At 39.2% G+C, this 23,871-nt stretch carries 19 protein-coding genes and 2 tRNA genes; 17 read left to right on the top strand and 4 right to left on the bottom strand.

Going from position 1 to position 23,871, the window contains the following annotated elements:
- The first annotated feature begins 62 nt into the window (after positions 1–62).
- Together EMK97_RS04715 and EMK97_RS04710 are read left to right on the top strand one after the other, a co-directional pair.
- The gene (locus tag EMK97_RS04715) at positions 63–1,229 is read left to right on the top strand and encodes a methyl-accepting chemotaxis protein (protein ID WP_130599898.1); all 1,167 of its coding nucleotides are present in this window, start codon (positions 63–65) and stop codon (positions 1,227–1,229) included.
- Between the two features lie 105 nt (positions 1,230–1,334).
- A complete protein-coding gene (locus EMK97_RS04710) occupies positions 1,335–2,888 on the top strand; it encodes a methyl-accepting chemotaxis protein (protein WP_170176722.1) in 1,554 nt (517 codons plus the stop codon).
- Positions 2,889–2,902: 14 nt separating this feature from the next.
- Here EMK97_RS04710 and EMK97_RS04705 read toward each other — a convergent pair whose 3' ends face one another.
- Positions 2,903–3,508, bottom strand: a complete 606-nt coding sequence (locus EMK97_RS04705) for a PilZ domain-containing protein (RefSeq protein WP_130599894.1) — start codon at positions 3,506–3,508, stop codon at positions 2,903–2,905.
- 160 nt (positions 3,509–3,668) lie between these two features.
- On the opposite strand from EMK97_RS04705, the gene EMK97_RS04700 reads away from it, so the two are divergent.
- From EMK97_RS04700 to EMK97_RS04660, 9 genes are all read left to right on the top strand, one after another.
- Positions 3,669–4,919, top strand: a complete 1,251-nt coding sequence (locus EMK97_RS04700; protein WP_130599891.1) for a lipoprotein-releasing ABC transporter permease subunit — start codon at positions 3,669–3,671, stop codon at positions 4,917–4,919.
- A 30-nt stretch (positions 4,920–4,949) separates the two neighbouring features.
- A complete protein-coding gene (gene lolD / locus EMK97_RS04695; protein ID WP_130599889.1) occupies positions 4,950–5,678 on the top strand; it encodes a lipoprotein-releasing ABC transporter ATP-binding protein LolD in 729 nt (242 codons plus the stop codon).
- Positions 5,671–6,933, top strand: coding sequence for a lipoprotein-releasing ABC transporter permease subunit LolE (lolE, locus tag EMK97_RS04690; RefSeq protein WP_130599887.1), 1,263 nt, complete (start codon positions 5,671–5,673; stop codon positions 6,931–6,933). Before lolD ends, lolE begins: the two co-directional genes overlap by 8 nt.
- A 556-nt stretch (positions 6,934–7,489) precedes the next feature.
- Positions 7,490–8,377, top strand: coding sequence for a helix-turn-helix domain-containing protein (locus tag EMK97_RS04685; RefSeq protein ID WP_130599885.1), 888 nt, complete (start codon positions 7,490–7,492; stop codon positions 8,375–8,377).
- 173 nt (positions 8,378–8,550) lie between these two features.
- Positions 8,551–9,624 (top strand): UDP-glucose--hexose-1-phosphate uridylyltransferase, encoded by a 1,074-nt coding sequence (locus EMK97_RS04680; protein WP_211342269.1) that lies wholly within the window; start codon positions 8,551–8,553, stop codon positions 9,622–9,624.
- Complete coding sequence (galK, locus tag EMK97_RS04675; RefSeq protein WP_130599881.1) at positions 9,611–10,765, top strand: galactokinase; 1,155 nt, start codon at positions 9,611–9,613, stop codon at positions 10,763–10,765. Before EMK97_RS04680 ends, galK begins: the two co-directional genes overlap by 14 nt.
- Before the next feature lie 55 nt (positions 10,766–10,820).
- On the top strand, positions 10,821–12,380 hold the full coding sequence (locus tag EMK97_RS04670; protein WP_130599879.1) for a sodium/sugar symporter: 1,560 nt from the start codon (positions 10,821–10,823) through the stop codon (positions 12,378–12,380).
- A 22-nt stretch (positions 12,381–12,402) separates the two neighbouring features.
- Positions 12,403–13,383 (top strand): aldose epimerase family protein, encoded by a 981-nt coding sequence (locus EMK97_RS04665; RefSeq protein WP_130599877.1) that lies wholly within the window; start codon positions 12,403–12,405, stop codon positions 13,381–13,383.
- Positions 13,384–13,472: 89 nt separating this feature from the next.
- Positions 13,473–13,832: a DUF2750 domain-containing protein gene (locus EMK97_RS04660; RefSeq protein WP_130599875.1), complete on the top strand. Its 360-nt coding sequence runs from the start codon at positions 13,473–13,475 to the stop codon at positions 13,830–13,832.
- Positions 13,833–14,157: 325 nt separating this feature from the next.
- Here EMK97_RS04660 and EMK97_RS04655 read toward each other — a convergent pair.
- Both EMK97_RS04655 and EMK97_RS04650 read right to left on the bottom strand, forming a co-directional pair.
- Positions 14,158–14,234, bottom strand: a tRNA-Met gene (locus tag EMK97_RS04655).
- 234 nt (positions 14,235–14,468) lie between these two features.
- A tRNA-Met gene (locus EMK97_RS04650) sits at positions 14,469–14,545 on the bottom strand.
- Between the two features lie 299 nt (positions 14,546–14,844).
- Between EMK97_RS04650 and rlmKL the strand changes: the two genes are divergently transcribed.
- The 6 genes from rlmKL (at position 14,845) to rmf (ending at position 23,091) form a co-directional block, all read left to right on the top strand.
- On the top strand, positions 14,845–16,983 hold the full coding sequence (gene rlmKL / locus EMK97_RS04645) for a bifunctional 23S rRNA (guanine(2069)-N(7))-methyltransferase RlmK/23S rRNA (guanine(2445)-N(2))-methyltransferase RlmL (protein WP_130599873.1): 2,139 nt from the start codon (positions 14,845–14,847) through the stop codon (positions 16,981–16,983).
- A gap of 15 nt (positions 16,984–16,998) precedes the next feature.
- A complete protein-coding gene (locus EMK97_RS04640) occupies positions 16,999–17,253 on the top strand; it encodes a glutaredoxin family protein (RefSeq protein ID WP_130599871.1) in 255 nt (84 codons plus the stop codon).
- A gap of 2 nt (positions 17,254–17,255) precedes the next feature.
- The gene (gene uup / locus EMK97_RS04635) at positions 17,256–19,184 is read left to right on the top strand and encodes an ATP-binding cassette ATPase Uup (protein ID WP_130599869.1); all 1,929 of its coding nucleotides are present in this window, start codon (positions 17,256–17,258) and stop codon (positions 19,182–19,184) included.
- Between the two features lie 81 nt (positions 19,185–19,265).
- Positions 19,266–21,077, top strand: a complete 1,812-nt coding sequence (locus EMK97_RS04630) for a DUF3466 family protein (RefSeq protein ID WP_130599867.1) — start codon at positions 19,266–19,268, stop codon at positions 21,075–21,077.
- Positions 21,078–21,198: 121 nt separating this feature from the next.
- Positions 21,199–22,563, top strand: a complete 1,365-nt coding sequence (locus EMK97_RS04625) for an IS1182 family transposase (protein WP_130598330.1) — start codon at positions 21,199–21,201, stop codon at positions 22,561–22,563.
- Positions 22,564–22,917: 354 nt separating this feature from the next.
- Positions 22,918–23,091 (top strand): ribosome modulation factor, encoded by a 174-nt coding sequence (gene rmf, locus EMK97_RS04620; protein WP_130604372.1) that lies wholly within the window; start codon positions 22,918–22,920, stop codon positions 23,089–23,091.
- 89 nt (positions 23,092–23,180) lie between these two features.
- On the opposite strand, the gene fabA is transcribed toward rmf, so the two are convergent.
- Positions 23,181–23,696, bottom strand: coding sequence for a bifunctional 3-hydroxydecanoyl-ACP dehydratase/trans-2-decenoyl-ACP isomerase (gene fabA / locus EMK97_RS04615; protein ID WP_130604371.1), 516 nt, complete (start codon positions 23,694–23,696; stop codon positions 23,181–23,183).
- Positions 23,697–23,871: the final 175 nt, after the last annotated feature.

Here is a 23,871-nt window from a genome sequence, read left to right as displayed (position 1 = left end):
TAATCTGATATAAGTTATCTTAACAAAATCTTGCAAGTTCTTACTAATAGGATTTTGGTTATATGTTTTCTAAATTAGCGTCAAAACTATTATTGCCGCCTTTAATTGTTGGTGGCATTTTTATTTTAGTACTATTTATGGGGGCAGATAGCTTTAGTAAATATTCAGTACTTGGTTTAGTGCTTTTATTATTGCTGTTGCAACTATTGGCGCTGTATTTTTACGCTAATCAAGAGTTAAGTCAGCGTATTGCTAAATTAAAAAGCTATTTAGACATGGTGGTTAGTACAGAGCAAGCACCATCAGAGCCATTAAAAGATAGTAAAGGTGACGACTTAGCCGAAATTTCCAATGAACTCAGTGAGTTTGTTGTTAGTTTAGCTGATGTAATTGCGGAAATTCGAGATGAATCTCAGCAATTAAAGCAGGGCTCACATTTATTAGCTGAGCAAATGAATCAATCGGTTAAGTCTGTTGATGATTCAGTAAATCAAGTAGAGCAAATGGCAAGTTCTATCGAGGAGGTTGCTAGTACATCAGCAACGTTATCAAGTAGCGCTAGTCAAGTGAGTGAAACCACCAGTAATGTGCTGGAGACCTTAGCTCAAGGGGTTAAGTCATCGAATACCAGCCAAACTACCATTGAGTCTGTTGCGAGTGAAGTTGATGGTATGGCTAATGAGTTAAGCTTACTTCAGGAAGAGAGTGCCCGTATTGGCTCGGTGCTTGATGTTATCCGTGGTATTGCCGAGCAAACTAACTTGTTAGCTTTGAATGCTGCAATTGAGGCGGCTCGCGCTGGCGAACAAGGAAGAGGCTTTGCCGTAGTTGCTGATGAAGTTAGGGCATTAGCGCACAGAACACAAGAGTCTACGGTAGAAATTCAATCTATGGTGGAAGGCTTACAAGCCAAATCGACTAATGCGGTTGATGCTATCTCAAGAGGACAAAAGTTAACTCAAGATAGTTTGTCTTATTCTAGTGAGGTTGTTGATGCGCTTGAAAAAATTGGTGTAGCATTTGGTGAAGTTGATAATCTGACTTCGCAAATCGCTTCAGGTACTCAAGAGCAACAAAGTGCTACGGCATCCATTAATGATAATATGATGGCAGTTGTCTCTTTAAGCAGAGAAATAAACCAAGGCTTGGCTTCAGTAACTGAACATGCTGAGCAGCAGCAAACAATCTCAGCAGCGGTAGATAAAACCTTAAACCGTATTTGTGTTTAATCCGCGCTAGCTATACTGTAATTTTTCCGTCATTTAGAAAAAGCTGAACTACACTTAGTAACTGAGTGGTTCAGCTTTTTTTATTGATATTGAATGGGTTGGCTTATGGCAAGACGAGGACAAGAATTAATCGATGAAGAAGTCTTTTTTGATGAATCGGAGCAATTAGTTTCTATTACAGATACCCGAGGTGTCATTACTTATGCTAATGATGTTTTTTGTAAAGTTGCTGGTTATAGCAAAGAAGAGCTTTTGCGGAAAAACCATAACATTGTTCGCCACCCCGATATGCCCAAAGCTGCTTTTCAAGATTTATGGCGAGAGTTAGAAGCTGGTAATCATTGGCAAGGCGTCGTTAAAAACCTCTGTAAAGACGGCCGCTATTATTGGGTTAATGCCTATGTAACCCCTATGTATCAAAATGGCGTGTTAACAGGTTATCAGTCGGTACGTGTCAAGCCTTCTGATGAATTAAAACAGAAAGCAGAAGCTGTATATCAAGCTATTAATCAGGGCAAGCGTAGTTTAACTGAGCAACAGACGTTTTGGGCAAAAAAATCTTTGGCGCTCGCTGGCGTATTTACTCTGTTATTTAGTTTATATAGCTTAGGAGGTTTAGCTTGGCTTGCTGTTGGCCTTGTCGCGGTAATGGCCGTTTTTATTGGTTTGTATGATGAGCTTGTGGTTTTGCCTCGTTATAGCAATAAGGAAAAAACAAAATATACCAGCATTTGTCGGCTGGTTTATACCGATGGTGGCGCGCAATCAATATTGGAGTTTAGAGAGAGTTTATATCAAGCGCGAATTCGCACTATTTTAGGTCGCATGAATGATTCTCTTAATGTTATCTCGCATGTGATCGCCGATTTAAATTATGCCATTGAAGAAACTCGTGAAAAAATACATTTCCAGAATCATGAAACTACGCAAATTGCGACCTCTATGAATGAGATGACCACAACAATAGCCAATGTCAGTGATAATGTCAGTCAAAGTGCTCAAGGGGTTGAGAAAGTTTCAGCACAATGTGATAAATCAAAAGTGCTTATCTCAGCGTCAGTGAATAAGCTGACCAGTTTACAAGAGAGCGTTGCTAGTGCTCATCAAGCCTCGATTGATTTAGTTGACATTGTCAGTTCAATCAACGACAAAATGACGGAAATACAGGGTATTGCTGATCAAACTAATTTGCTTGCGCTAAACGCGGCTATTGAAGCTGCTCGTGCAGGAGAGCAAGGTCGGGGCTTTGCTGTGGTTGCTGATGAAGTGAGATCATTAAGTGGTAGAACCCATACGGTATCAGAAGGTATTAATGATTCGGTAAAAATGGTCACAGATAAGTTGGCAGACGTTGCTAAATTAATGGCTGACAATATTGAAACCAGTAAAGCATGCACTGAATCTGGCACTGAAGTGTATCAATCTTCAGATGACATCAATGAACAAATGCTTTCGATTTCAGATTTAACTACGCAGGTTTCTTCTGCAACTCAACAACAAAGTGTGGTGAGTGAGGAAATTAATAAGAATGTTCAGCGTGTTGCTGATTTAGCACAATCATTGGTAGATTCTGAAACGTTATCAAGAACTATAGATAAGCTAAATCAGGAGTCGGTTAATTTAACAGAGCTAGCCGATAACTTTGACACCAAAAAATAACAGCACGTCACAAATTAAGGCGCTTTGCTTTCTTTATCACGTTGTTGTGCTAAGCGCTGCAATTGTTTCGATTGCTTGTGCAAGCTAGTTCTAACTAGGGTTTCTCTATCATCTTCACGGATAAAGTGAAAAATAGCTTTATGATGAAATAGCGCTTGGCTCTGACTTATATCAATGACCTCGCCAATACAATACACAGCGCAGTTTTCATCAAGTAAGAAAATTTTCATTTCCAGTAATTGTCCTAACTCGAAAGCAGTCTCGGCTGAGAACATGACACCGCCACCACCAAACTCAAGCCCTTGAAAGCGATGCTCTGGCTCATCTTGTTGGCTAAGAATGTAGCTGATCAATAAGTTAATCTTTTCAGATTGATGATTTAAAAACTCAACTAATTGGCTTGCTGTATTGGAAAGAGACTGGATAGGTCTTAGAGCCGCTTGATCTATGGTGGTCACTTCACTTGCCATTTTAAAGGGCAGTGGCATAGTGGCAAGAAACTCTTCATAGCTTAACGGTTTGTTATTCGTTAACTCGTGCAAGTTGATGGTAAAGTTATCGGCAATAGCAAAAAACTCATGGTATTGTTCAAGTTTTTGTTCAAGCGTTTTCTCTGACATAGTCGTTTTATTTATGCTGGTAATAATTGCTAACAAATTTATAGCAGAAAACAGCAAGTTAAAGAATCCCTAACTGTAATTAACCGCAACAAAGTGTCAGTTTATGATATGCTTAGCATCATAATATCAGTGCCTTTATAAAGTAGATACCTTCCTCGCAATGTTTCAGCCTATCAGTTTATTTATAGGATTACGTTATAGCCGTAGCAAAAGTCATACTGGCTTTATTTCATTTATTACCTTTTTCTCTACTGTTGGCATCTTATTAGGTGTTGCAGCTTTGATCACTGTGTCTTCAGTGATGAATGGTTTTGAAGGCGAACTAAAAAAGCGTATTTTAGGCATTGTCCCGCATGTGGTCTTAACTAAACCATACGATAGCGAGCAAAGCGAGAATGCTTGGCTTGATATTCAAACAAGGGTTGCGTCACTTTCTGGGGTAGAGCGAGTTACCCCATTTTTAGAAGCGGAAGTGTTAGTGCAATCTTCGGCAAGTTTAAAAGGTGTTTTATTACAAGGCATCAAACCTGAACTTGAAGCTGAGGGTATTATCAATACTCACATGGTTGCTGGCTCACTTTCAAGTTTAATAACATCTGATTATGGCGTGGTAATAGGGCGCTCACTTGCGAACCAATTGCAGGTTAATTTAGGTGATGATTTACGTGTGGTTTTGCCTAATAAAACTGTTTTTACCCCAATGGGCAGAGTGCCAGTACAGCGCATATTTACCATAACGGGTATTTTTAATGTTGGCTCACAAGTTGATGATGCCATGATTTACATCCACAGTCGTGATGGGGCAAAACTACTACGCAGAAAAGGCGATGGTATTGATAAGCTACGCCTGTATTTAAATGATGCTTTTAATGCCGAAACAGTTTCTACTCAGTTAAGTGAACTTCAGAGCAATAAGGCTCTTACTAAGCAAATAACTTGGCAAACTTGGAGTCAAAGCCAAGGTGCTTTGTTTGCCGCGGTAAATATGGAAAAAAACATGATGTGGTTAATGCTAAGTTTAATTGTCGCTGTGGCGGCATTTAATATAGTGTCTGCGTTGGTGATGGTAGTAATTGAAAAGCAAGGGGAAATAGGCATACTGCAAACCCTTGGTTTAACTCGACTGGGTATTGTTAAAGTGTTTATTACCCAAGGTATGGTCAATGGTTTATGGGGAGTGCTTTTAGGGAGCATTATCGGTATTTTATTAACACTTAACCTAAATAGCTTACTGAGTATATTAGGCGTTAATTTGCTGGGTGTTGGCGTACAAGTTTTACCCGTGCAATTAGAAATTTCAGATGTAGTTACCATAGTTGTATCGGCTTTGTTAATGAGTTTTGTTGCCACTTTATATCCAGCTTATCAAGCATCTACTACACAGCCTGCTGAGGTTTTACGCAATGAATAATAAGCTTTCTTTTAATAGAGGCAGTAATTAATGACTCAAGTTTTACAATGTCGACAATTAGCAAAGTCATATAAACAAGGTGATATAGAAACTCAGGTTCTACACCAGCTTGACTTAACTGTTGAGCAAGGAGAGCTATTAGCTATTGTTGGTAGCTCAGGGTGCGGTAAGAGTACTTTTTTACACCTTGCGGGCGCGTTAGATATTCCGAGTGCAGGTGAGGTGATTATTAATGGCACCAATATTCATCAGCTCAATGAGAAACAAAGGGCGCACTTTAGAAATAAACACATAGGCTTTATTTACCAATTCCATCATTTAATGATGGAATTTACCGCGCAAGAAAACGTTGCTATGCCGTTAATGATCCGAGGGGATAAGGCAAAACATGCCATGCAGGCAGCGAAAATTATGCTCGAGAAAGTTGGCTTATCACACAGGGTGAGTTACAGGCCATCGCAGTTATCAGGTGGTGAAAGACAGCGTGTTGCTATTGCTAGAGCATTAGTTACCCAGCCATCACTTATTCTAGCGGATGAGCCAACCGGTAACCTAGATAGCGAAACAGCTGAGCAAATTTATCAATTAATCAAAGAGTTAAATAAAGAAGTTGGTACTAGCTTTGTTATTGTTACCCATGATTTAACTTTAGCACAACGCTTAGATAGGCAAGTTAAATTAGATAAGGGTAAATTAATTGCCACTGAGCGGCATAATACAACAATAAATAACTTAACTGGTGAACAGCAAAATGTTTAAACCGCTCAGTTTATTTATTGGTGGCCGTTATGTTCGCTCTCGACATGGTAATGGCTTTTCATCATTTATCTCTGCTTCGTCTACAGTGGGTATTGCTTTAGGTGTTATGGTGCTGATTGTTGTACTTAGTGCTATGAATGGTTTTGAGCGTGAGTTAACCAAGAAACTGTTATCGATAGTGCCGCATATTGAGCTAATTAGCGTCAAAGCGCCAATAGATAATTGGCCTGCCAGGATAAAAAAGATTCAACAGCAAGCTAAAGTAACCGCCGCGGCTCCTGTAATAAAGCTAGGGGGAATGCTACAGCATAAAGCCCAGCTTAAAGCGGTAGAAGTACGAGCAGTAGAGCCAAAACTTGAAACCTTAGTGTCTGATATTGATCAATATATAACGCAGGGAAGTTGGCAGCAGCTTAATAGCGAGAATCAAACTGGCATAGTGTTAGGCAGTGGTGTAGCTAATAAATTGCAAGTGCAATTGGGCGATAAGGTACAAATGTTGTTACCACCTTCAGGTAATAAAAATAATTTAAATAAAGCATTTTTAGCGCCTAAAACGCAATACGCCAAGGTTGTTGGTATTTTTAAGTTTGGTGGCACCATTGATGAGACCTTAGCTTATATATCACTTAAGCAAGGGCAAAAGCTTTTAGCTTATTCAGCAGCGCAAGCTCAAGGTATTCGTATCAGTATTGATGATGTTTTTGCCGCGCCGAAAACAGCCCGAGATATCGCTTATAGTTTTGATCATTACGTTTATATAAATGATTGGACGCGCACGCAAGGTCATGTATTTAATGATATTCAGCTGGTCCGTTTGGTGATGTTTATTGTGTTAACCTTAGTGATAGCGGTGGCAAGCTTTAATATTGTTTCGACCTTGATTATGTCGGTAAATGAAAAGCAAGGTGATATCGCCATACTAAAAACAATGGGCGCCAAACCTATAACAATAATGATGTCGTTTATTGTTCAAGGCTTGGTTAATGGCGTATTAGGTTGTGCAAGTGGCGCATTACTTGGTATTTATCTTGCCAATAACTTAAGTAGCATAATGCGTGCGATAGAGTCATTTTTTGGCGTGCAGTTTTTATCTGGCGATGTTTACTTTATTAATTACCTTCCCAGCGTTTTACAGCTTTCAGATGTCTATATTACTGTGATAACGGCCTTGGTATTAAGCCTAGTTGCGACAATATATCCAGCATGGCGAGCAACAAAAGTAGAGCCAGCCCAAGTACTAGGTCAGGTATAAACATTAACTAAAATTTAGGCAAAAAAAAGCCCGCAAAATCTTTTTTGCGGGCCAACTTAAATATCAAGTTGATAGAAGGAAGTTAAATTTCCAAGAAACATGTCAGAGAGAAAAGATAGGGAACTATCGATTCTATGCTTTCCAGTTAATGATGTCTCTATGGGAGTGGAGATAAATCATTGCGCTAACTCAGAAAACAAAGCCATTTTAGCGTTGAGCCTAATAACTGACAAACTAAAAAAATTAATAAATTCGCATTAGAAAAACTAATGCGAATATCTTCGGCGGTTTACTGTGCTTAAATTTGGGTAAATATGCATAAAATCCCGTATATGTTACTAAAAATCTAGTTTTACTGCGTAAATATCAAACCTATATAAACAGGCAAAAGTTACTCAGTTGTAAAAAACGCCTAAAAAAACTATTGATAGATAGTTTTTTATCACTTTCGTTAACCTTTATAAGCTAATGAGATGTCCTTTAGCTACTTGGCCGAAAGCGTTGCTAAATCTGAATGTTTGTATACAATGTACATTTTTTCTGTGTGGATATAATTATGTTTGACTGGGTCGGAAAAATTGCATTTACAGATGAAAGTGGGCCATTGGCATCGCAAGGGCAGGAGCACCAATTTGGCTTTCGCCGTTTAGCGCCAAAAGTAATGCCTTCTAGTCATTGGCATGGTCACATCGAAATTAACTATTTATTTAATTGCTCTGCTGACTATTTGATTAATGGTCAAAAGATCTCTGTGCCTGAAGGACGCATGATTGTGTTTTGGGCTTCATTTCCACATCAGATGGTAGCAACACGTGGTGAAGGGGAGTTAGTTAATATTTATGTGCCTTTGCAGGCATTTTTAACTTGGAAATTGGCAGATGGCTTTGTCAGTAAGTTGCTGCAAGGCGAGGTTATTGTTTCAGACAGCTTATACCACCACGATGAAGCGTTAACGCATGTATGGCAAAAAAATATTGAACAAAAACAGCTGAACTTAACTTGGCAGGTAATTGAAGAAATTAAAAGTCGGCTAAAACGCATGTCATTAGAGCAATATAGTACCTATGATTTAGTGACGAATGCGACGACCCGTGGCAATAAAAGTTACAGCAGCGGCTTACCGCATATTCAAACTATGCTGAGTTATATTGCTGAGCACTACGATGAAAAAATTACTATTGCCCAAGTAGCTAGCTCTACAGGTTTACACCAAAACTATGCCATGAAATTATTTAATCGTGTTATGCGTGTCTCCATAAAGCAATATATTAATCAGCTTAGGCTGCAACATGCACAGGCTCTATTGCTCGACTCAAACAAGCCAGTGTTAACCATCGCACTAGAGGCAGGCTTTGGTTCTATAAGCCGTTTTTACGATATATTTCATAAAGAATTTACCATGACGCCGCTTGATTACAGGCGCAGTGTTTTTGCTGAGGAGTAGTTACTTGGCCTAATTTAAGCTAATTGCTATTCGAGGTTATTTTTTAGGAATGAATGGTTTTATTTTGCTAAGTTTAGGCGAATGATTTCATGTTGAAATATGCCACTAATAAAATGTTATAAGATATAGAAGATTTTTACCTCAGAGATCTTCTTAAATAAGGTATTTTGCACGTGGTAAAAATAGCTAATGAAACTTGCTTTGATCCTGCTGAGCACCCGCACCGACGCTTTAATCCATTAACCGGTGAGTGGGTGTTACTTTCTCCGCATCGAGCTTTGCGCCCTTGGCAGGGACAAGTTGAATCAATAGATGAAGCCGATAAACCTAGTTATGATGGCGATTGCTATTTATGTGCGGGTAATACACGTATCAGTGGTGATATTAATCCTGATTATCAGCACACCTTTGTGTTTCAAAATGACTTTGCCGCGTTAAAACCCGATACACCTGAGGTGCTAAGCCAAGATCCTTTATTTCAAATGCAGTCAGCTCAAGGTGAAAGCAGGGTGATTTGTTTTTCACCCGATCACGGTAAAACCTTACCTGAGCTTTCTGAATCTGCCATTGTTAAGGTCATTGATACTTGGCAAGCACAAGTTGAAGAACTTGGTGAAAAATATCAGTGGGTACAAGTATTTGAAAATAAAGGTGCGGTAATGGGCTGTTCAAACCCTCATCCGCATGGACAAATTTGGGCGCAAAATCAACTACCTACCTTAGCTGAAAAAAAGCAGCAGCACTTTAGCGATTATCAAAGTACGTATCAGAGCAACTTGTTGCAAGATTATGTTGATAAAGAAATGGCACTAAAAGAGCGTATCGTAGTTGAAAATCAAGATTGGCTTGTCGTAGTGCCTTATTGGGCTGCCTGGCCTTTTGAAACACTATTAATGCCTAAATTTGCTATTAGTAGCTTTAAGCAAATGACAGCTAAGCAAAAAACGTCATTAGCGCAGATTATTAAACAGCTTACTACTAAGTATGACAATCTATTCCAATGTTCTTTTCCTTACTCTATGGGGTGGCATGGCGCACCATTTGATGGTCAGGAGCATAATGAATGGACTTTGCACGCACACTTTTTTCCGCCACTACTGCGCAGCGCTAGCGTGAAGAAATTTATGGTGGGTTATGAAATGCTAGCTGAGGCGCAAAGAGATATTACCCCAGAGCAAGCGGCTCAAAGGTTAAGAGAACAACCTAGTCGTCATTATAAAGAGGCAACAAAGCATGCAAGCAAGTAAAACGCTTTATTCTCACTTTAGGCAGTATTTTGATCAAGAGGCCAAGGTTTCAGCTTATGCGCCAGGTAGGGTGAACTTAATTGGTGATCATACTGACTATAATCAGGGCTTTGTATTACCGGCAGCCATTAACTTTGGTACGCATGTGTTAGCTTGTAAGCGTCAAGATTCTTTAATAAATGTTGTTGCTCTTGATATTAACGAGCAAAGTGTTTGTTTTGATCTTAATGATATTCAATATGATACGCGCTTTACTTGGAGCAATTATGTTCGTGGCGTGTTACTTGAACTAAAGAGCATGGGCTTTGCTATTCAAGGTGCAGATATTCTTATTAGCGGTGATGTACCACAAGGGGCGGGTCTTAGCTCTTCGGCCTCGTTAGAAATTGCTTTAATTAGTGCTTTTGCCAAGCTTAATCAGTTTGAGCTATCAGGTGTAGACGCGGCGCTTACAGGTCAGAAAGTAGAAAATAATTTTGTTGGCTGTAATTGCGGCATTATGGATCAACTTATCTCAGCATTAGGTAAGAAATCTTATGCCATGATGCTTGATTGTCGTAGCTTAACTTATGATTACGCTAAGCTGCCTGATGATATGGCAATTATGATAGTAAACTCCAATGTAAAAAGGGAGTTGGTTGATAGCGAATATAACACGCGCCGTGCTCAGTGTGAGCAAGTAGCAGCCTTTTGCCATAAAAGTGCCTTACGTGATGTTAACTTAGCTGAATTAGCAGCAGCCAAAACAGCGTTAGATGCTATTAATCCTGAATTATATCAGCGAGCGCATCATGTGATCAGTGAAAATGAGCGTACTCAATTGGCGCTATCGGCGTTAAATGAAAACGATATGAAATCATTAAGTGCTTTGATGGCGCAATCTCATCTTTCTCTTAAAGAAGATTTTGCTGTGACAACGCCAGAGCTTGATTACCTTGTTGAGTTACTCTCAGACGTGTTAGGGGAAAGTGGCGGCGCGCGTATGACCGGCGGAGGCTTTGGTGGCTGTGTAGTAGCCATTTTACCTAAGGGGATGGTTGATAAAGCAAAACAGGTGATTGCACAAAACTATCAACAACATACCGGCCTTATGGCAGATATTTATTTATGTAGTGCTGAACAAGGAGCATTTGCTTGCTAGCACAACAAAACAATAACGTACTTAACTTAATAATAACGATAAGAGATAACGCATTATGTTACATACAGTAGATATATCTATCTTCATTGCTTATGTATCCGGCTTACTCATTTTAGCCTTATGGATATCGAGAAATGAAAAAAATCATGAGCGAAATACTGAGGATTACTTTTTAGCAAGCAAGTCACTGCCATGGTGGGCCATTGGTGCCTCATTAATTGCCTCTAATATTTCGGCAGAGCAAATTATTGGTATGTCTGGCTCAGGTTACGCGATTGGTTTGGCGATTGCTTCTTATGAATGGATGGCTGCAATTACCTTGATATTAGTCGGTAAGTATTTATTACCTATCTTCCTTAAAAATCAAATATTCACCATGCCGCAATATTTAGAGCAGCGCTTTGATAATAAAGTCAAAACGACTTTAGCCATTTTTTGGTTAGCGGTTTATATTTTTGTGAATTTAACTGCTGTTTTATGGTTAGGTGGTCTTGCTATTCAAACGGTTGCTGGCGTTGATTGGATGTTCGGCATGATTTTCTTGGCAATATTCTCTATTGCCTATTCTTTATATGGCGGCTTAAAAGCGGTTGCTTATACTGATATTTTACAAGTTGTGTTACTGGTGTTTGGCGGCTTACTGTTAAGCTATTTAGCACTTGATAAAGTGTCTGACGGTGCAGGTGTGATGGCAGGTTTTTCTGTGTTAACGCAAGAGTTACCTGGGCATTTTGATATGATTTTATCACCGGAAAATAGTCACTATATGAGCTTGCCTGGTATCTCTGTTTTAGTTGGCGGTATGTGGGTAATGAATATTAGCTATTGGGGCTTTAACCAATACATTATTCAGCGCGCTTTAGCGGCAAAAAATATTCAAGAAGCACAAAAGGGTATTGCGTTTGCTGCCTATTTAAAACTATTAATGCCGCTTATTGTGGTACTTCCGGGTATTGCCGCAGTTATTTTATACCCGCAGTTATCTGCAGCCGATCAAGCGTACCCGTCAATGATGGCGTTAATGCCGACAGGTATTAAAGGCTTAGTGTTTGCTGCGTTAGTTGCAGCGATAGTTTCTTCTTTAGCGTCTATGACGAATAGTATTTCTACTATTTTTACCATGGATATATATAGCCAAATTAAGCCGGGTAAATCGCAGCAGCATTATGTGTTTATTGGCCGTTTAGCCACCTTAGTAAGTTTAGTTATTGCGTTATTTATGGCAGAGCCTTTATTAGGGAAATTCGATCAGGCGTTCCAATACATTCAAGAGTTTACTGGGGTATTTACGCCAGGTATTGTGGTCATTTTCTTAATGGGCATGTTTTGGAAGAAAACGACTTCTAAAGGTGCTTTAGCGGCAGCTATTGGCTCGGCAGTATTCTCTTTTGCTTTAAGAGAGTTTTGGCCAGAATTACCGTTTATGGACAGAATTGGTTTAGTGTTTTTACTCTGCTTAGCATTAACCGTTGTTGTATCTTTAGTAACTAAAGCTACATGTACTAACAATAGTGTTGATTTAGATGAAGTAAGTTTTAAGACAAACTCTGCGTTTAATCTTGCTGCTTTAGGAGTAACCCTAATCTTATGTGCGCTTTATTACACATGGTGGTAATATCAAAAGCTTAGTTTAAACGATGAAAGCATTTCTTTTACAAAACGAGCAAGGTATGCAAGTTACCTTGCTTGAATATGGTGCTCGCGTTAGCTCAATATTGTTTCCTGTCAATGGTACATTAACAGAAATGACCTTGGGCTATCGTGATAATAGCCAATACTTGCAGGACGACTTTTACTTAGGCGCCAGTGTTGGCCGTGTTTGTAATAGAATCGCGCAAGGCCAATTTATCCTAAACGGCACGCATTATCAACTCAGTCAAAACAGTGGAGCGCATTGCTTACATGGCGGCGAAATTGGTTTTTCTCAACAATACTGGCAAGTTGATAGTGAATCTATCTCAGCGCAAAGTATTATTTTTTCTTTATTATCAAAAGAGGATGATCAAGGATTTCCAGGTGAGTTAATAGTTAAGATTAAGTACACCTTAACTGATGAAAATAGCTTAGTAATTGACTTTACCGGCTTAGCTAGTGCAACGACGTTAATTAATCTGTGTAATCACTGTTATTTTCATTTAGGTGATAACAGCATTAACGATTTAGCTTTATATATTAACGCTGATGATTACTTACCTATAGATAATACTGGCATTCCTTTGGGTAAGCCAAAGCCTGTTGCGAAAAGTGATTTTGATTTTTCAAAAGAAACACTAGTGTTTGATAAGTTAACGAATAGCACAGAGCAGCAAATAATAACTAATAAAGGTTTTGATCATTGTTATGTACTTTCATCAAATAAAAACAGTGATTTAAAAGCTAATGCGGTATTAATCTCGAGAAAGTCAGGTGTTCAGTTGAGTGTTTATACTGATCAACTTGGTATGCAGTTATATACAGGCCAGTATTTATCTGGAGACTTTAAGCCTTACCAAGCATTATGCTTAGAGGCACAACATTTTCCCGATGCTATAAATAACCCTTATTTGAGTTCACCTATTGTTGAGACAGGAAAGCGGTATAGCAAGCAGGTGAAATATCAGTTTACCCTAGTAAGATGAAGAAAAAGTAAAAGCAATTCATAAAGTTTTAGCGGTTTTATTTATAGCTGATTATAATGTAACTATTCAAACAAACTTAAGAGAACTTTATGTCCGAACATACACAAACATTGGCTTCATTTCTTGCTGAGGTTAAGCCTAATCAAGCGTTTTGGGCTTTACAAGATAAAGCAAGCGGCGATTGGGTAGTACTTGACTCGATTAATTTTGCAAATACAGATGTTATGCCATTGTGGTCTAGTAATGAATTGGCACAGTTACATTGTATTGATGAGTGGCAAGATTACAGCCCAGCTCAAATTACCTTAGCGGAATGGCTTGAGTTTTGGTTAGAAGACTTAAGTGAAGACGGTGTCATGATCGGTGTTAACTGGCAAGAAGAAGCGGACTGTTTAGAAATGGAGTTGGGTGATTTCTCACAGGCCCTTGCTGAAATTGAAGCACTATAAGTGATAGCTGCAATGAAATGATTAAAGGCAATAGCTTGTATAGTTATTGCCTTTTTTTATGTTATCACGCAGTGATTGTATTCTTGCTGATAGACTTTATTCTGCTTAATTAACACAATATTTGATTAGTTTTTTTACGAGGTTTATTGAATAAAGCATAGTTAAGCGAAAAGCGTAATATAAAGAGTGAAAAAGTATAAATAGATGATTAGATGCTTATATTGAGATTGGTTGCGGGAGCTCGTGACTTGAATAAGCGAACCAACGATGTCGTTATTAACGATTTTAAATATAAATAAGGATATTAAATAAAACAAAGGGAGATTGGTTGCGGGAGCTGGATTTGAACCAACGACCTTCGGGTTATGAGCCCGACGAGCTACCAAGCTGCTCCATCCCGCGTCCGAATGACTTGATAAGATTTATCAAGTAAGCTAATAACAATTTTAATTCCTGTTATCAAAGAATTGGTTGCGGCAGTTGGATTTGATAAAAAAACAACGACCTTCGGCTATTCGTTTATTAGAGCAGCCCGACGAGGTTGAACTTTTAAGCTGCTCCATCCCGCGTCCGAATGATTTGATAAGATTTTATCAAATAAGCTAATAACAATTTTAATTCCTGTTATCAAAGAATTGGTTGCGGGAGCTGGATTTGAACCAACGACCTTCGGGTTATGAGCCCGACGAGCTACCAAGCTGCTCCATCCCGCGTCCGAATGACTTGAAAAGTATCAAGAAAGCTAAGTTGTTTTAATTCAAACTTAAGAATGCTTTAAGAATGTCTCCTTGAAAGCGAGGCGTATATTAAGGATAGCGACTCAAGAAAGCAAGTGCTTTTTTAAAATAAATCACTGTTTGTATAAATGTTCTACGTTATGGATTAATTATAGGCTATTTCACACTGTGCGGCTTTGAAGTTCGCGTCATTATTGCGCAAAAATGAACTTTTGCTTATGTCTGTTCTGCTTTAGGTATATAATCGCCGCCATCGTTTTGATAGGAAAATCACCATGCAACAATTTTTAGCGCTAACTTCTCCAGGTATTGAAGTTTTATTAGCAGATGAAGTCACCCAGCTTGGCGGCGAACAAGTCGTACAAAAGCCTGAAGGGGTTTACTTTTCTGCCTCACTATCTGTGGGTTATCATATATCTTTATGGACTCGTTTAGCGACTCGTATCTTAGTTAAAATTGCTGAAGGTGATGCGAAAAATAAAGAACAGTTATTCAGTGTTGCCAGTGAGGTAAATTGGCCAGACCATTTTACTAGCACGACTAGCTTTGCTATTGATTTTGTTGGCTATAGTGATGAAATTCGTAATAGCCAATTTGGTGCGCTAACCGTTAAAGATGCTATTGTTGATCAGTTTAGAGAACAAGGCTTAGAGCGTCCAGATGTTGATAAAAAAGCACCTGGCATTAGCTTTCAAGCACGTTTATTAAAAGACGTTGTTAGCATTTACCTTGATTTTTCTGGTCGAGGACTATTTCAGCGTGGTTACAGACAAAATACTGGTGCCGCGCCGCTAAAAGAAAACCTTGCCGCAGCACTTATTTTACGATCAGGTTGGCTTAATGATACCAGCAAACCTTTGGTTGACCCTATGTGTGGCTCAGGCACGATATTAATTGAAGCGGTTTCTATGGCAGCAAAACAAGCGCCAGGCATTGATAGAGCTTACTGGGGCTTTGATGCTTGGCTAATGCATGATGAAGCGTGTTGGCAAGAGCAGCTTGATAATGCCATTGCTGCATCAAATGATGCTATGGCTGATTTTAATGTCAAAGTATTTGGTATTGATATTGATTCTCGCGTGTTAAAAACAGCGCAGCAAAATGCGCGCAACGCTAATTTACAGCGTTTTATTGAGTTTAGCTGTAAAGATACCAATAAAATGAATAACACCTTTGGTCAAGCAGGTACCATCTTATTTAACCCGCCCTATGGTGAGCGAATTGGTGAATTACCTGAATTAGTTGAAAGCTTTGTTTTATTTGGTCAGAAATTAAAAGCACAATTTATTGACTGGCGTGTGGCGATATTAACGGCGAACATTGAGTTGCTGGCAATGTTGAAGCTTTCAAGTACTAAGCGCTATAAATTTAAAAATGGTCCGCTTGATTGTCAATTAGCGCTTTACGATATCAATGAAAAGCAGTTAGCAAAAGATGCCGCCAACCCTCAGGCGAGCTTTGCCGAGCAAGATAGTGCTTTTGCCAATAGATTAAAGAAAAACCGTAAGAGCTTAAAAGGCTGGCTTAAATCAAGCCAAATAGAGTGCTACCGCTTATACGATGGCGATATTCCTGAATACAATGTCGCGGTTGATGTTTATGGTGAGTACCTAGTTATTCAAGAATATGCCGCGCCAAAATCAATTGATACCGATAAGGCTAATAAACGTTTGCAAGAAGTGATTTATTGGGCGCCTAAGGTGCTTGAAGTACCTACTAATAAAGTGGTTTTAAAAACACGAGCAAAACAAAAAGGTAGCAATCAATACCAAAAGCTAGATAAATCAAAACAAGCGATTACTGTGAATGAGCACGGTGCTTTATTTAAAGTGAACTTATGGGATTATCTCGATACGGGCTTGTTTTTAGATCACCGAAAAACCAGGCAAATTGTCGCTAAAAAAGCCAAAGGTAAGTCGTTATTAAATTTATTTGCCTATACTGGCTCTGTTTCGGTGCAGGCGGCATTACATGGCGCTGAATCGGTTACCACAGTTGATATGTCTAATACTTACTTAAATTGGGCACAAGATAATTTTGCCTTAAATAAGTTGTCTGGTCATAAATATCAATTTATTCAAGCAAACTGTTTAGAGTGGTTAAAGTGTAATAGCCAGAAATTTGATTTAATTTTTATTGATCCGCCGACCTTTTCAAATTCAAAGCGCATGGAAGACAGTTTTGATGTGCAACGTGATCACATTGCTTTGATTACTGATGCATTAAAGTCGTTAAGCTATGGTGGTGAAATATTTTTCACTAATAATAAGCGCAACTTTAAGATGGACTTTGATGCCTTATCAGCACTAGGGCTACAAGCAAAAGCGTTATCCGATGTTACGCGCGATAAAGATTTTGCTCGCAATAAACATATACATAATAGCTGGTCTATTACACAAAACATTACAGAGTAAGTTAATAATAAGTTTATGATAGTAAAAAAGTTTAATCTTTATGGTAGCGAAGGCTGTCACTTGTGTGAGCAGGCATTAGCAATTTGTTTACCGCTTATCCCTGCCGATGAACTCGCGCAAATTGATATTATTGAACAAGAAAGTGTGCCCCATGAACAAGCTAGCTTAGTTGAGCTATATGGCGTTCATATTCCTGTGTTAGAAAGGTTGTCTGATAATAAAAAGTTGTTTTGGCCGTTTGATGTTGAACAAGTGGCGGGATTATTATAATCATGGAATTAATTAGAATTACCAAGGCAGAATTGGCCTTTGGCGAAGATAATATACTCGATAAAACAGAGCTTCGCATAAATAGTGGTGAGCGAGTTTGTTTGGTTGGCCGCAATGGCGCAGGCAAGTCATCGCTACTTAAAGTGTTAATGGCAAAGCAAGCGCTAGATGATGGCCAAATGATCATTTCTAATGATGTTCGCCTTGGCATGCTAGAGCAAGACCCGCCAGAGTCATGTGATTTAACCATTTTTGATTATGTTGCCCAAGGAGTGGAGCAAAATGCTGAGCTCATTAAGCGATATCACGCCTTAGTTCACTTGGTGACTGAAGATGCCAGTGAAGCGAATATGGCTAAATTGGCGCAAGTACAAGAAGAGTTGGAAAAAGCCAACGCTTGGCAAGATGAGCAGCGTATTGAACAGGTACTAAGCAAGCTAGCACTTGAAGCAGATAAAAAAGTTAGTGACTTATCCGGTGGCTGGTTAAGAAAATTGGCTTTAGCAAAAGCGCTAGTAACCGATCCTGATGTGTTGTTGCTAGATGAGCCAACCAACCATTTAGATATTAAATCCGTATTGTGGCTTGAACAATTTTTAAAAGACTTTGCCGGTACTATCGTTTTTATTAGTCACGATAGGGCGTTTATTCGGGGCTTAGCAACACGTATTGTTGATCTAGACCGTGGTAAATTGACAAGTTACCCAGGAAATTACGACCTCTACATAGAGCAAAAACAGCACGATTTGCAAGTAGAAGCGACACAAAATGCCTTGTTCGATAAACGCTTAGCTGAAGAAGAAACCTGGATAAGGCAGGGAATTAAAGCAAGACGAACCCGTAACGAAGGCCGTGTACGTGCCTTAGAAAAGTTGCGCGTGGAACGGCAAAAGCGTCGTGAAGTAAAACATCAAAGTGATATCAATATTTCCCATGGCGATCGCTCAGGTAAATTGGTGTTTGAATGTGAACATTTATCTATGGCCTTTGGTGAGGGAGATAAACGAAAAACCATCATCAATGATTTAAGTTTACTGATTAGCCGCGGCGATAGGTTGGCGCTAATTGGTGCTAATGGTACCGGTAAGTCAACGTTAATAAAGCTATTAATGGAGCAGTTAAAGCCAACGTCAGGCAAAATGCGTGTTGGGGTTAATTTAGATATTGCCTATTTTGATCAGCATAGAGACGCATTAGACCCAAATAAAACCGTACAAGATACGGTGGCTGAAGGTAAGCAAGATATCACAGTCAATGGTAGAACCCGACATGTTTTGGGCTATTTGCAAGATTTCTTATTTAGTCCAAAACGCGCGAGAACACCAGTAAGGGCATTATCAGGTGGTGAAAAGAACCGATTATTGTTAGCACGCTTATTTTTAAAGCCGAGTAATTTTCTTATTCTCGATGAGCCAACCAATGACTTAGATATAGAAACATTGGAGCTTTTAGAAGAAGTCGTTGCAAATTATGCTGGAACCGTTATTTTAGTAAGCCATGATCGCGACTTTGTAAATAATTGCGTAAATAGCTGTTTATATTTTGATGGTAGCGGCTATATCAATCACATTGTTGGTGGTTATGATGATGTTGATAGCTATTTAGCGCAAAAAGAGCAGCAAAGGCAGGCGCAGCTATCAGACGCTAAAAATAAAGAGCAGCAAGCGGAAGCAACAAAAGCCAAGCCAGAAAGTAAAACTAAGCCGGTAAAGAAAAAGCTTTCTTATAAAGAAACACGAGAATTAGAGGAACTGCCGCAAGTTATTGATGATTTAGAAACATTAATCGCATCTTTACAAGCGCAGATAAATCAAGCTGACTTTTTCAGTCAAGATCCGCAGCAGAGTCAAAAAATATTGAACCAGCTTGCAGAAAGTGAGTCAAAGCTTGACCTTGCTTATACGCGCTGGCAAGAATTAGACGAATTATAACAATTGATAATTTGGTTGTTCGAGATGAAAGCCAGCTAACAGCCAAATAATATATTCCATAAAAATGGGTACCTAAGTAGAATGAAGCAATTTGCAAAAAGAGTATTAGCACTGGGTGTTTCTAGTGCATTAAGTATTGGTATGGCCGCTAGCGTCCATGCCGCCACTTATAAAGTAGTAGATAAAGGTGCAGTGGGTGAGTTGAAGTATACCTATGCGCAGCATCAAAATCATAATGGTGAAATGGCAATATCAGGCGCAAAATCATATAACTTGCCAGTGCAATTTGATTATTTAGATGAACAAAATTTTCAAGATATTGAAGAATATGCAAACGCATATCATGAGCGGACTCATGGGCTTGAAGATATAGAGGATTACGATGCCATGGTGGCGGGTAATCCAACGGCCAATGACTTAGCTTGGGTTGTACGTTGGTTACAAGATACAAGTAGGGGAGCCGGTAGTCGGAGTAATGAGTTAGTTTATGAGTACCAAAGAATTATTGACTTTGTTGCTATGACACATTTAGGAAAGGAAGGTTCACAAAGTGAGCAGTTTGTTATTTTTGATCAGGTATTTGAAGGTACAGATCAATTAACTCGCTCTACCGTTGATATTATTGCTGGTATTACCGACTCAGGCGTGGCTTACGGTTCTGGCACTGCACCTTATTTGCCTATGGAGCCTTTTACTGATAGTAACGGTAATATTCGTAACTTTTGGCTTAGAGAATTTGGTCAGCGTGGCTTCTTCTCTTATGATAACGGTGCGCAGGTCTTACCTGTAGTTCCTGCTGAGACGCAATATGGTGGTGGCTTATCAGCAGTTATTGATGTAAATGAGAATGGCTCAGCGGTTGGCTTTATGAGTTATAAACTCAATGAGAATACAGTTGAGTATATCCAAGATGAAACGGGTGGTTGTGCAGATCCGGATATTCTAGATGATATACCTTATGAAATTTGCGTTCAGAATTTGCAGACTAATATGTATCACATGATGGCTTATAAGGCCTCATTAAGTCCAGACGGTTCGGTGGAGGTTGAGCAGCTAGGTTTGTTAATTGAGCCACATCCAGATGATGAAAGACCACATTCATCTTATGCAACTGCGGTGAATAATTCTGGTGTAGCGGTAGGTTATGCTAGTGGCTGGTATGATGAAGAGGTTACTTCTCCAGCAGTAGATCAACGCAGTTACGGCTCTTATGCTGTTATGTATAAAGATGGGGAAGTATTCGACTTTAACCAAAAGAACAATCGTTTTTTAGGCCGGGGTGTGGTGATTTCTAAGGCCAATGATATTAATGATAAAGGTATCGCAGTAGGTTATCGCTATGACGATGCAGTCGTAAAAAAACTCTTTTATGTCGATACGACTAAGCCAAAAGAAGAAATGGAATTGATCACTCACCCTGGCTTTTTTACAACGTCAGATACTACCGCTTATGCTATTAATGAAAGTGGCCTAATTGTAGGTGACGGTGAAATTGAAAGTCATAATGATAGCACTAGTAATCCACGTAGAACCGCGGCATTTTTGTACGATAGTATTAATGGTAGTTTTAAAAACGTGAATAACTTAATTGGTTGTGATAGCCCGTATACTATCATACAAGCACGTGATATTAATGATGAGAATGTGATTTCGGCAACGGCTATTATTAAAGTGCAGCGCTTAGATTCAAAAGGGCAACCAATGTTGGATGAAAATGGCAATCCAGAGCTTGAAGATGTTGTGCGAGCAGTAACACTAGAGCCAACCGATGGTGAAGAAGAAAGTTGCGAGATAGAAGAAGATAAAGTAGAACGTCAAGGCGCAAGTACCAGTGTATTTACTGTCCTGTCTTTATTTGGCTTGTTAGCTTTGCGCCGTCGCATATTTAATTAATTTCCCGTTAAAGTAAAATGAGAAAAGCACCAATTTGGTGCTTTCAGACTGATGACAAAGTCCTAGACAGTAGTCTAGGACTTTGATCTAATAAAAACATGGAAAATTACAAAAATTAACCATGTTAAGAGAACCTTCCCCGCAACAACATGAACTCGAAATGGTCACGCTAGACCAGTTAGTTCCAGCCAACCATCTAGTTCGTAAACTCGATAAGTATATTGACTTTGAGTTTATTCGAGATGAAGTCAAAGACTTATATTGCACTGATAATGGTCGTCCTCCGGTGGAGCCAGTCCAGCTATTTAAAATTATGCTACTTGGGTACTTATTTGGTATTAAAAGTGAGCGCCAAATCATCAAAGACATCGAAGTAAATGTCGCGTATCGATGGTTTCTCCGCATGGGGCTTACCGAGAAAGTTATCGATGCCTCAACACTTAGTCAAAATCGTATTCGTCGTTTCAATGGCACAGATGTATTTGAACGTATATTTAATCACATCGTCCAACAAGCCATTAAACATGGTCTAGTTGGGGGCAAAGCCTTATTCACCGACAGCACACACTTAAAAGCAAACGCCAATAAACGAAAGTTCACCAACAAGCTCAAACCCGTCTCAACCAGTGCCTATATTAAGCAAATCAACAAAGCTGTGGAGGCAGACCGTAAAGCGGCTGGAAAAAAGCCACTCAAGGATAAAGGCTATTGTGAGATAAAGCGGAATAAGGTAAGTAAAACCGATAGTGATAGCGGTTATATGCACCGAGATGAAAAGCCAAAAGGTTTTTTCTACCTAGACCACAGAACCGTAGATAACGACTATAACATTATTGTAGATACGCATATTACGCCAGGTAATGTCCACGATTCTCAACCATACATTGCTCGCCTTGATGCCATTGAAAATCGCTTTGCACTATCCCCTGAATTTGTTGGTATTGATGCAGGCTACTTCACAGCGCCCGTCTGTTTTAATCTGGAACAACGTAACATCCAAGGGGTGTTTGGTTACCGTCGTCCTTCACGAACGAAGAATGCCATTAAGAAAAAGCACTTCAAATACGACGAGAAAGCAGATACGTATACCTGCCCGCAAGAGCAAACGTTAATCTACTCGACCACCAGTCGAGAGGGTTACCGAGAATATCATTCTGACCCCAAGGTATGCGTTAATTGCCCTCAATTAAAAGATTGCACTAAGAGTAAAAGTCATAAGAAAGTGATAACACGCCACGTAATGGCTGCGAGTCAAGATCGGGCTAATGAATTTCGCTTAACAAGCCTTGGTAAATACCTTTACAAACGACGATGCGAAACCGTTGAAAGAAGTTTTGCTGATGCAAAGCAACACCATGGTCACAGGTATGCAAGATACCGAGGTAAGCATAATGTTCAAATGCAAGCATATATGGCTGCGGCAGCACAAAATATGAAGAAGATAGCAATGACGCTATCAAATATTCCCCAAATAATGGCAATCTAAAAAGGATAGCCCTTTAAAAGCTCAATTCGAGACATTAACACGCCAAATAGGGAAGATAAGCCCCAAACAAGTCCAGAAAAACCAAATAAAATAGAAAAGACGTGGCTAGAAAAATATCGAGATCGCAGCCTACGGCTGCTCATAAAAGACAAACCCCGAACAGAATGACGGGGTTTGTCAGTAATCTGAAAGCACCAATTTGGTGCTTTTTTTGTCTCTAAATTGGCGTAATTTTATAGTGAAGTCGTAGGGAGAGCAGGGTGTGAGATTGTCATTTTTTAAATCTGGGCTAGGCTTAAGTTAGCTAGGTTATTAAAATTAGCATAGTGAAATAACTAAGGAGCCGCGTTAATGATGAAACGGCAAAAACGAGATCGCCAAAATAGGGCGCATACTAAGGGTTATCAAGCTGGTATTTCTGGGCGTTCAAAAGAGCAATGTCCCTATCAAAGTGATGTAACTCGGTCACAATGGTTAGGCGGGTGGCGTGAAGCCATAGAAGATAGACAACAAGGTTTGTTTAAGTGATTTGAGCGTAGATTAAATAAAATAATTTTAGGAAATAAAAAACCAGCAGAAAGTGCTGGTTTTATATTGCTTCGATAATACTCGCTGTGTTAGAAGCTAGTTGTATCAGTAAATAAGCCAACTTTTAAGTCTTTAGCTGTGTAGATTTCTCTACCGTCAACGCTAACGCTGCCGTCAGCTAAACCCATAAAGAGTTTACGCTTGATAACGCGCTTCATATCAATTTTAAAGGTTACTTTTTTCGCAGTTGGTAAAATTTGCCCAGTAAATTTAACTTCACCTACACCTAAAGCGCGACCTTTACCAGGGCCACCAGACCAGCCTAAGAAAAAGCCAACTAGTTGCCACATAGCATCAAGGCCTAAGCAACCTGGCATAACAGGGTCACCTTTAAAGTGGCAGTCAAAGAACCATAAATCAGGTGTAATATCTAACTCAGCTAGGATGTAGCCTTTGCCGTGCTCACCGCCATCTTCTGTGATAGTGACGATGCGATCCATCATCAACATATTGTCTGATGGTAATTGTGAATTACCTTCACCGAACATTTCGCCAGTACCGGCTTTAATTAAATCTTCTTTGCTGTATGAGTTTTGTTGTGGCATCGCCATAATTGAGCTGATTCCGATAGTAAAATTTAGGCCGATACTCTAGCGTACACTTGTACACTTAACAACTCGGAGCAGTTAAAAACTGCAAATAAATATGATAAATATCAATTTTTATTATTTTTAGCGTATTTTAACCAGGGTGATTGCTTGAAAAATATTCAATTAAAAG

The organism is Litorilituus sediminis (genome assembly GCF_004295665.1).
GTDB lineage: Bacteria > Pseudomonadota > Gammaproteobacteria > Enterobacterales > Alteromonadaceae > Colwellia > Colwellia sediminis.
This window is presented reverse-complemented; position numbering and strand designations above follow the sequence as displayed.

Excerpts from the sequence above, each read along its gene's own strand:
- EMK97_RS04715 (WP_130599898.1), top strand. The coding sequence starts at position 63 with ATGTTTTCTAAATTAGCGTCAAAACTATTATTGCCGCCTTTAATTGTT.
- EMK97_RS04710 (WP_170176722.1), top strand. The coding sequence starts at position 1,335 with ATGGCAAGACGAGGACAAGAATTAATCGATGAAGAAGTCTTTTTTGAT.
- EMK97_RS04705 (WP_130599894.1), bottom strand. The coding sequence starts at position 3,508 with ATGTCAGAGAAAACGCTTGAACAAAAACTTGAACAATACCATGAGTTT.
- EMK97_RS04700 (WP_130599891.1), top strand. The coding sequence starts at position 3,669 with ATGTTTCAGCCTATCAGTTTATTTATAGGATTACGTTATAGCCGTAGC.
- lolD (WP_130599889.1), top strand. The coding sequence starts at position 4,950 with ATGACTCAAGTTTTACAATGTCGACAATTAGCAAAGTCATATAAACAA.
- lolE (WP_130599887.1), top strand. The coding sequence starts at position 5,671 with ATGTTTAAACCGCTCAGTTTATTTATTGGTGGCCGTTATGTTCGCTCT.
- EMK97_RS04685 (WP_130599885.1), top strand. The coding sequence starts at position 7,490 with ATGTTTGACTGGGTCGGAAAAATTGCATTTACAGATGAAAGTGGGCCA.
- galK (WP_130599881.1), top strand. The coding sequence starts at position 9,611 with ATGCAAGCAAGTAAAACGCTTTATTCTCACTTTAGGCAGTATTTTGAT.
- EMK97_RS04670 (WP_130599879.1), top strand. The coding sequence starts at position 10,821 with ATGTTACATACAGTAGATATATCTATCTTCATTGCTTATGTATCCGGC.
- EMK97_RS04665 (WP_130599877.1), top strand. The coding sequence starts at position 12,403 with ATGAAAGCATTTCTTTTACAAAACGAGCAAGGTATGCAAGTTACCTTG.
- EMK97_RS04660 (WP_130599875.1), top strand. The coding sequence starts at position 13,473 with ATGTCCGAACATACACAAACATTGGCTTCATTTCTTGCTGAGGTTAAG.
- rlmKL (WP_130599873.1), top strand. The coding sequence starts at position 14,845 with ATGCAACAATTTTTAGCGCTAACTTCTCCAGGTATTGAAGTTTTATTA.
- EMK97_RS04640 (WP_130599871.1), top strand. The coding sequence starts at position 16,999 with ATGATAGTAAAAAAGTTTAATCTTTATGGTAGCGAAGGCTGTCACTTG.
- uup (WP_130599869.1), top strand. The coding sequence starts at position 17,256 with ATGGAATTAATTAGAATTACCAAGGCAGAATTGGCCTTTGGCGAAGAT.
- EMK97_RS04630 (WP_130599867.1), top strand. The coding sequence starts at position 19,266 with ATGAAGCAATTTGCAAAAAGAGTATTAGCACTGGGTGTTTCTAGTGCA.
- EMK97_RS04625 (WP_130598330.1), top strand. The coding sequence starts at position 21,199 with ATGTTAAGAGAACCTTCCCCGCAACAACATGAACTCGAAATGGTCACG.
- rmf (WP_130604372.1), top strand. The coding sequence starts at position 22,918 with ATGAAACGGCAAAAACGAGATCGCCAAAATAGGGCGCATACTAAGGGT.
- fabA (WP_130604371.1), bottom strand. The coding sequence starts at position 23,696 with ATGCCACAACAAAACTCATACAGCAAAGAAGATTTAATTAAAGCCGGT.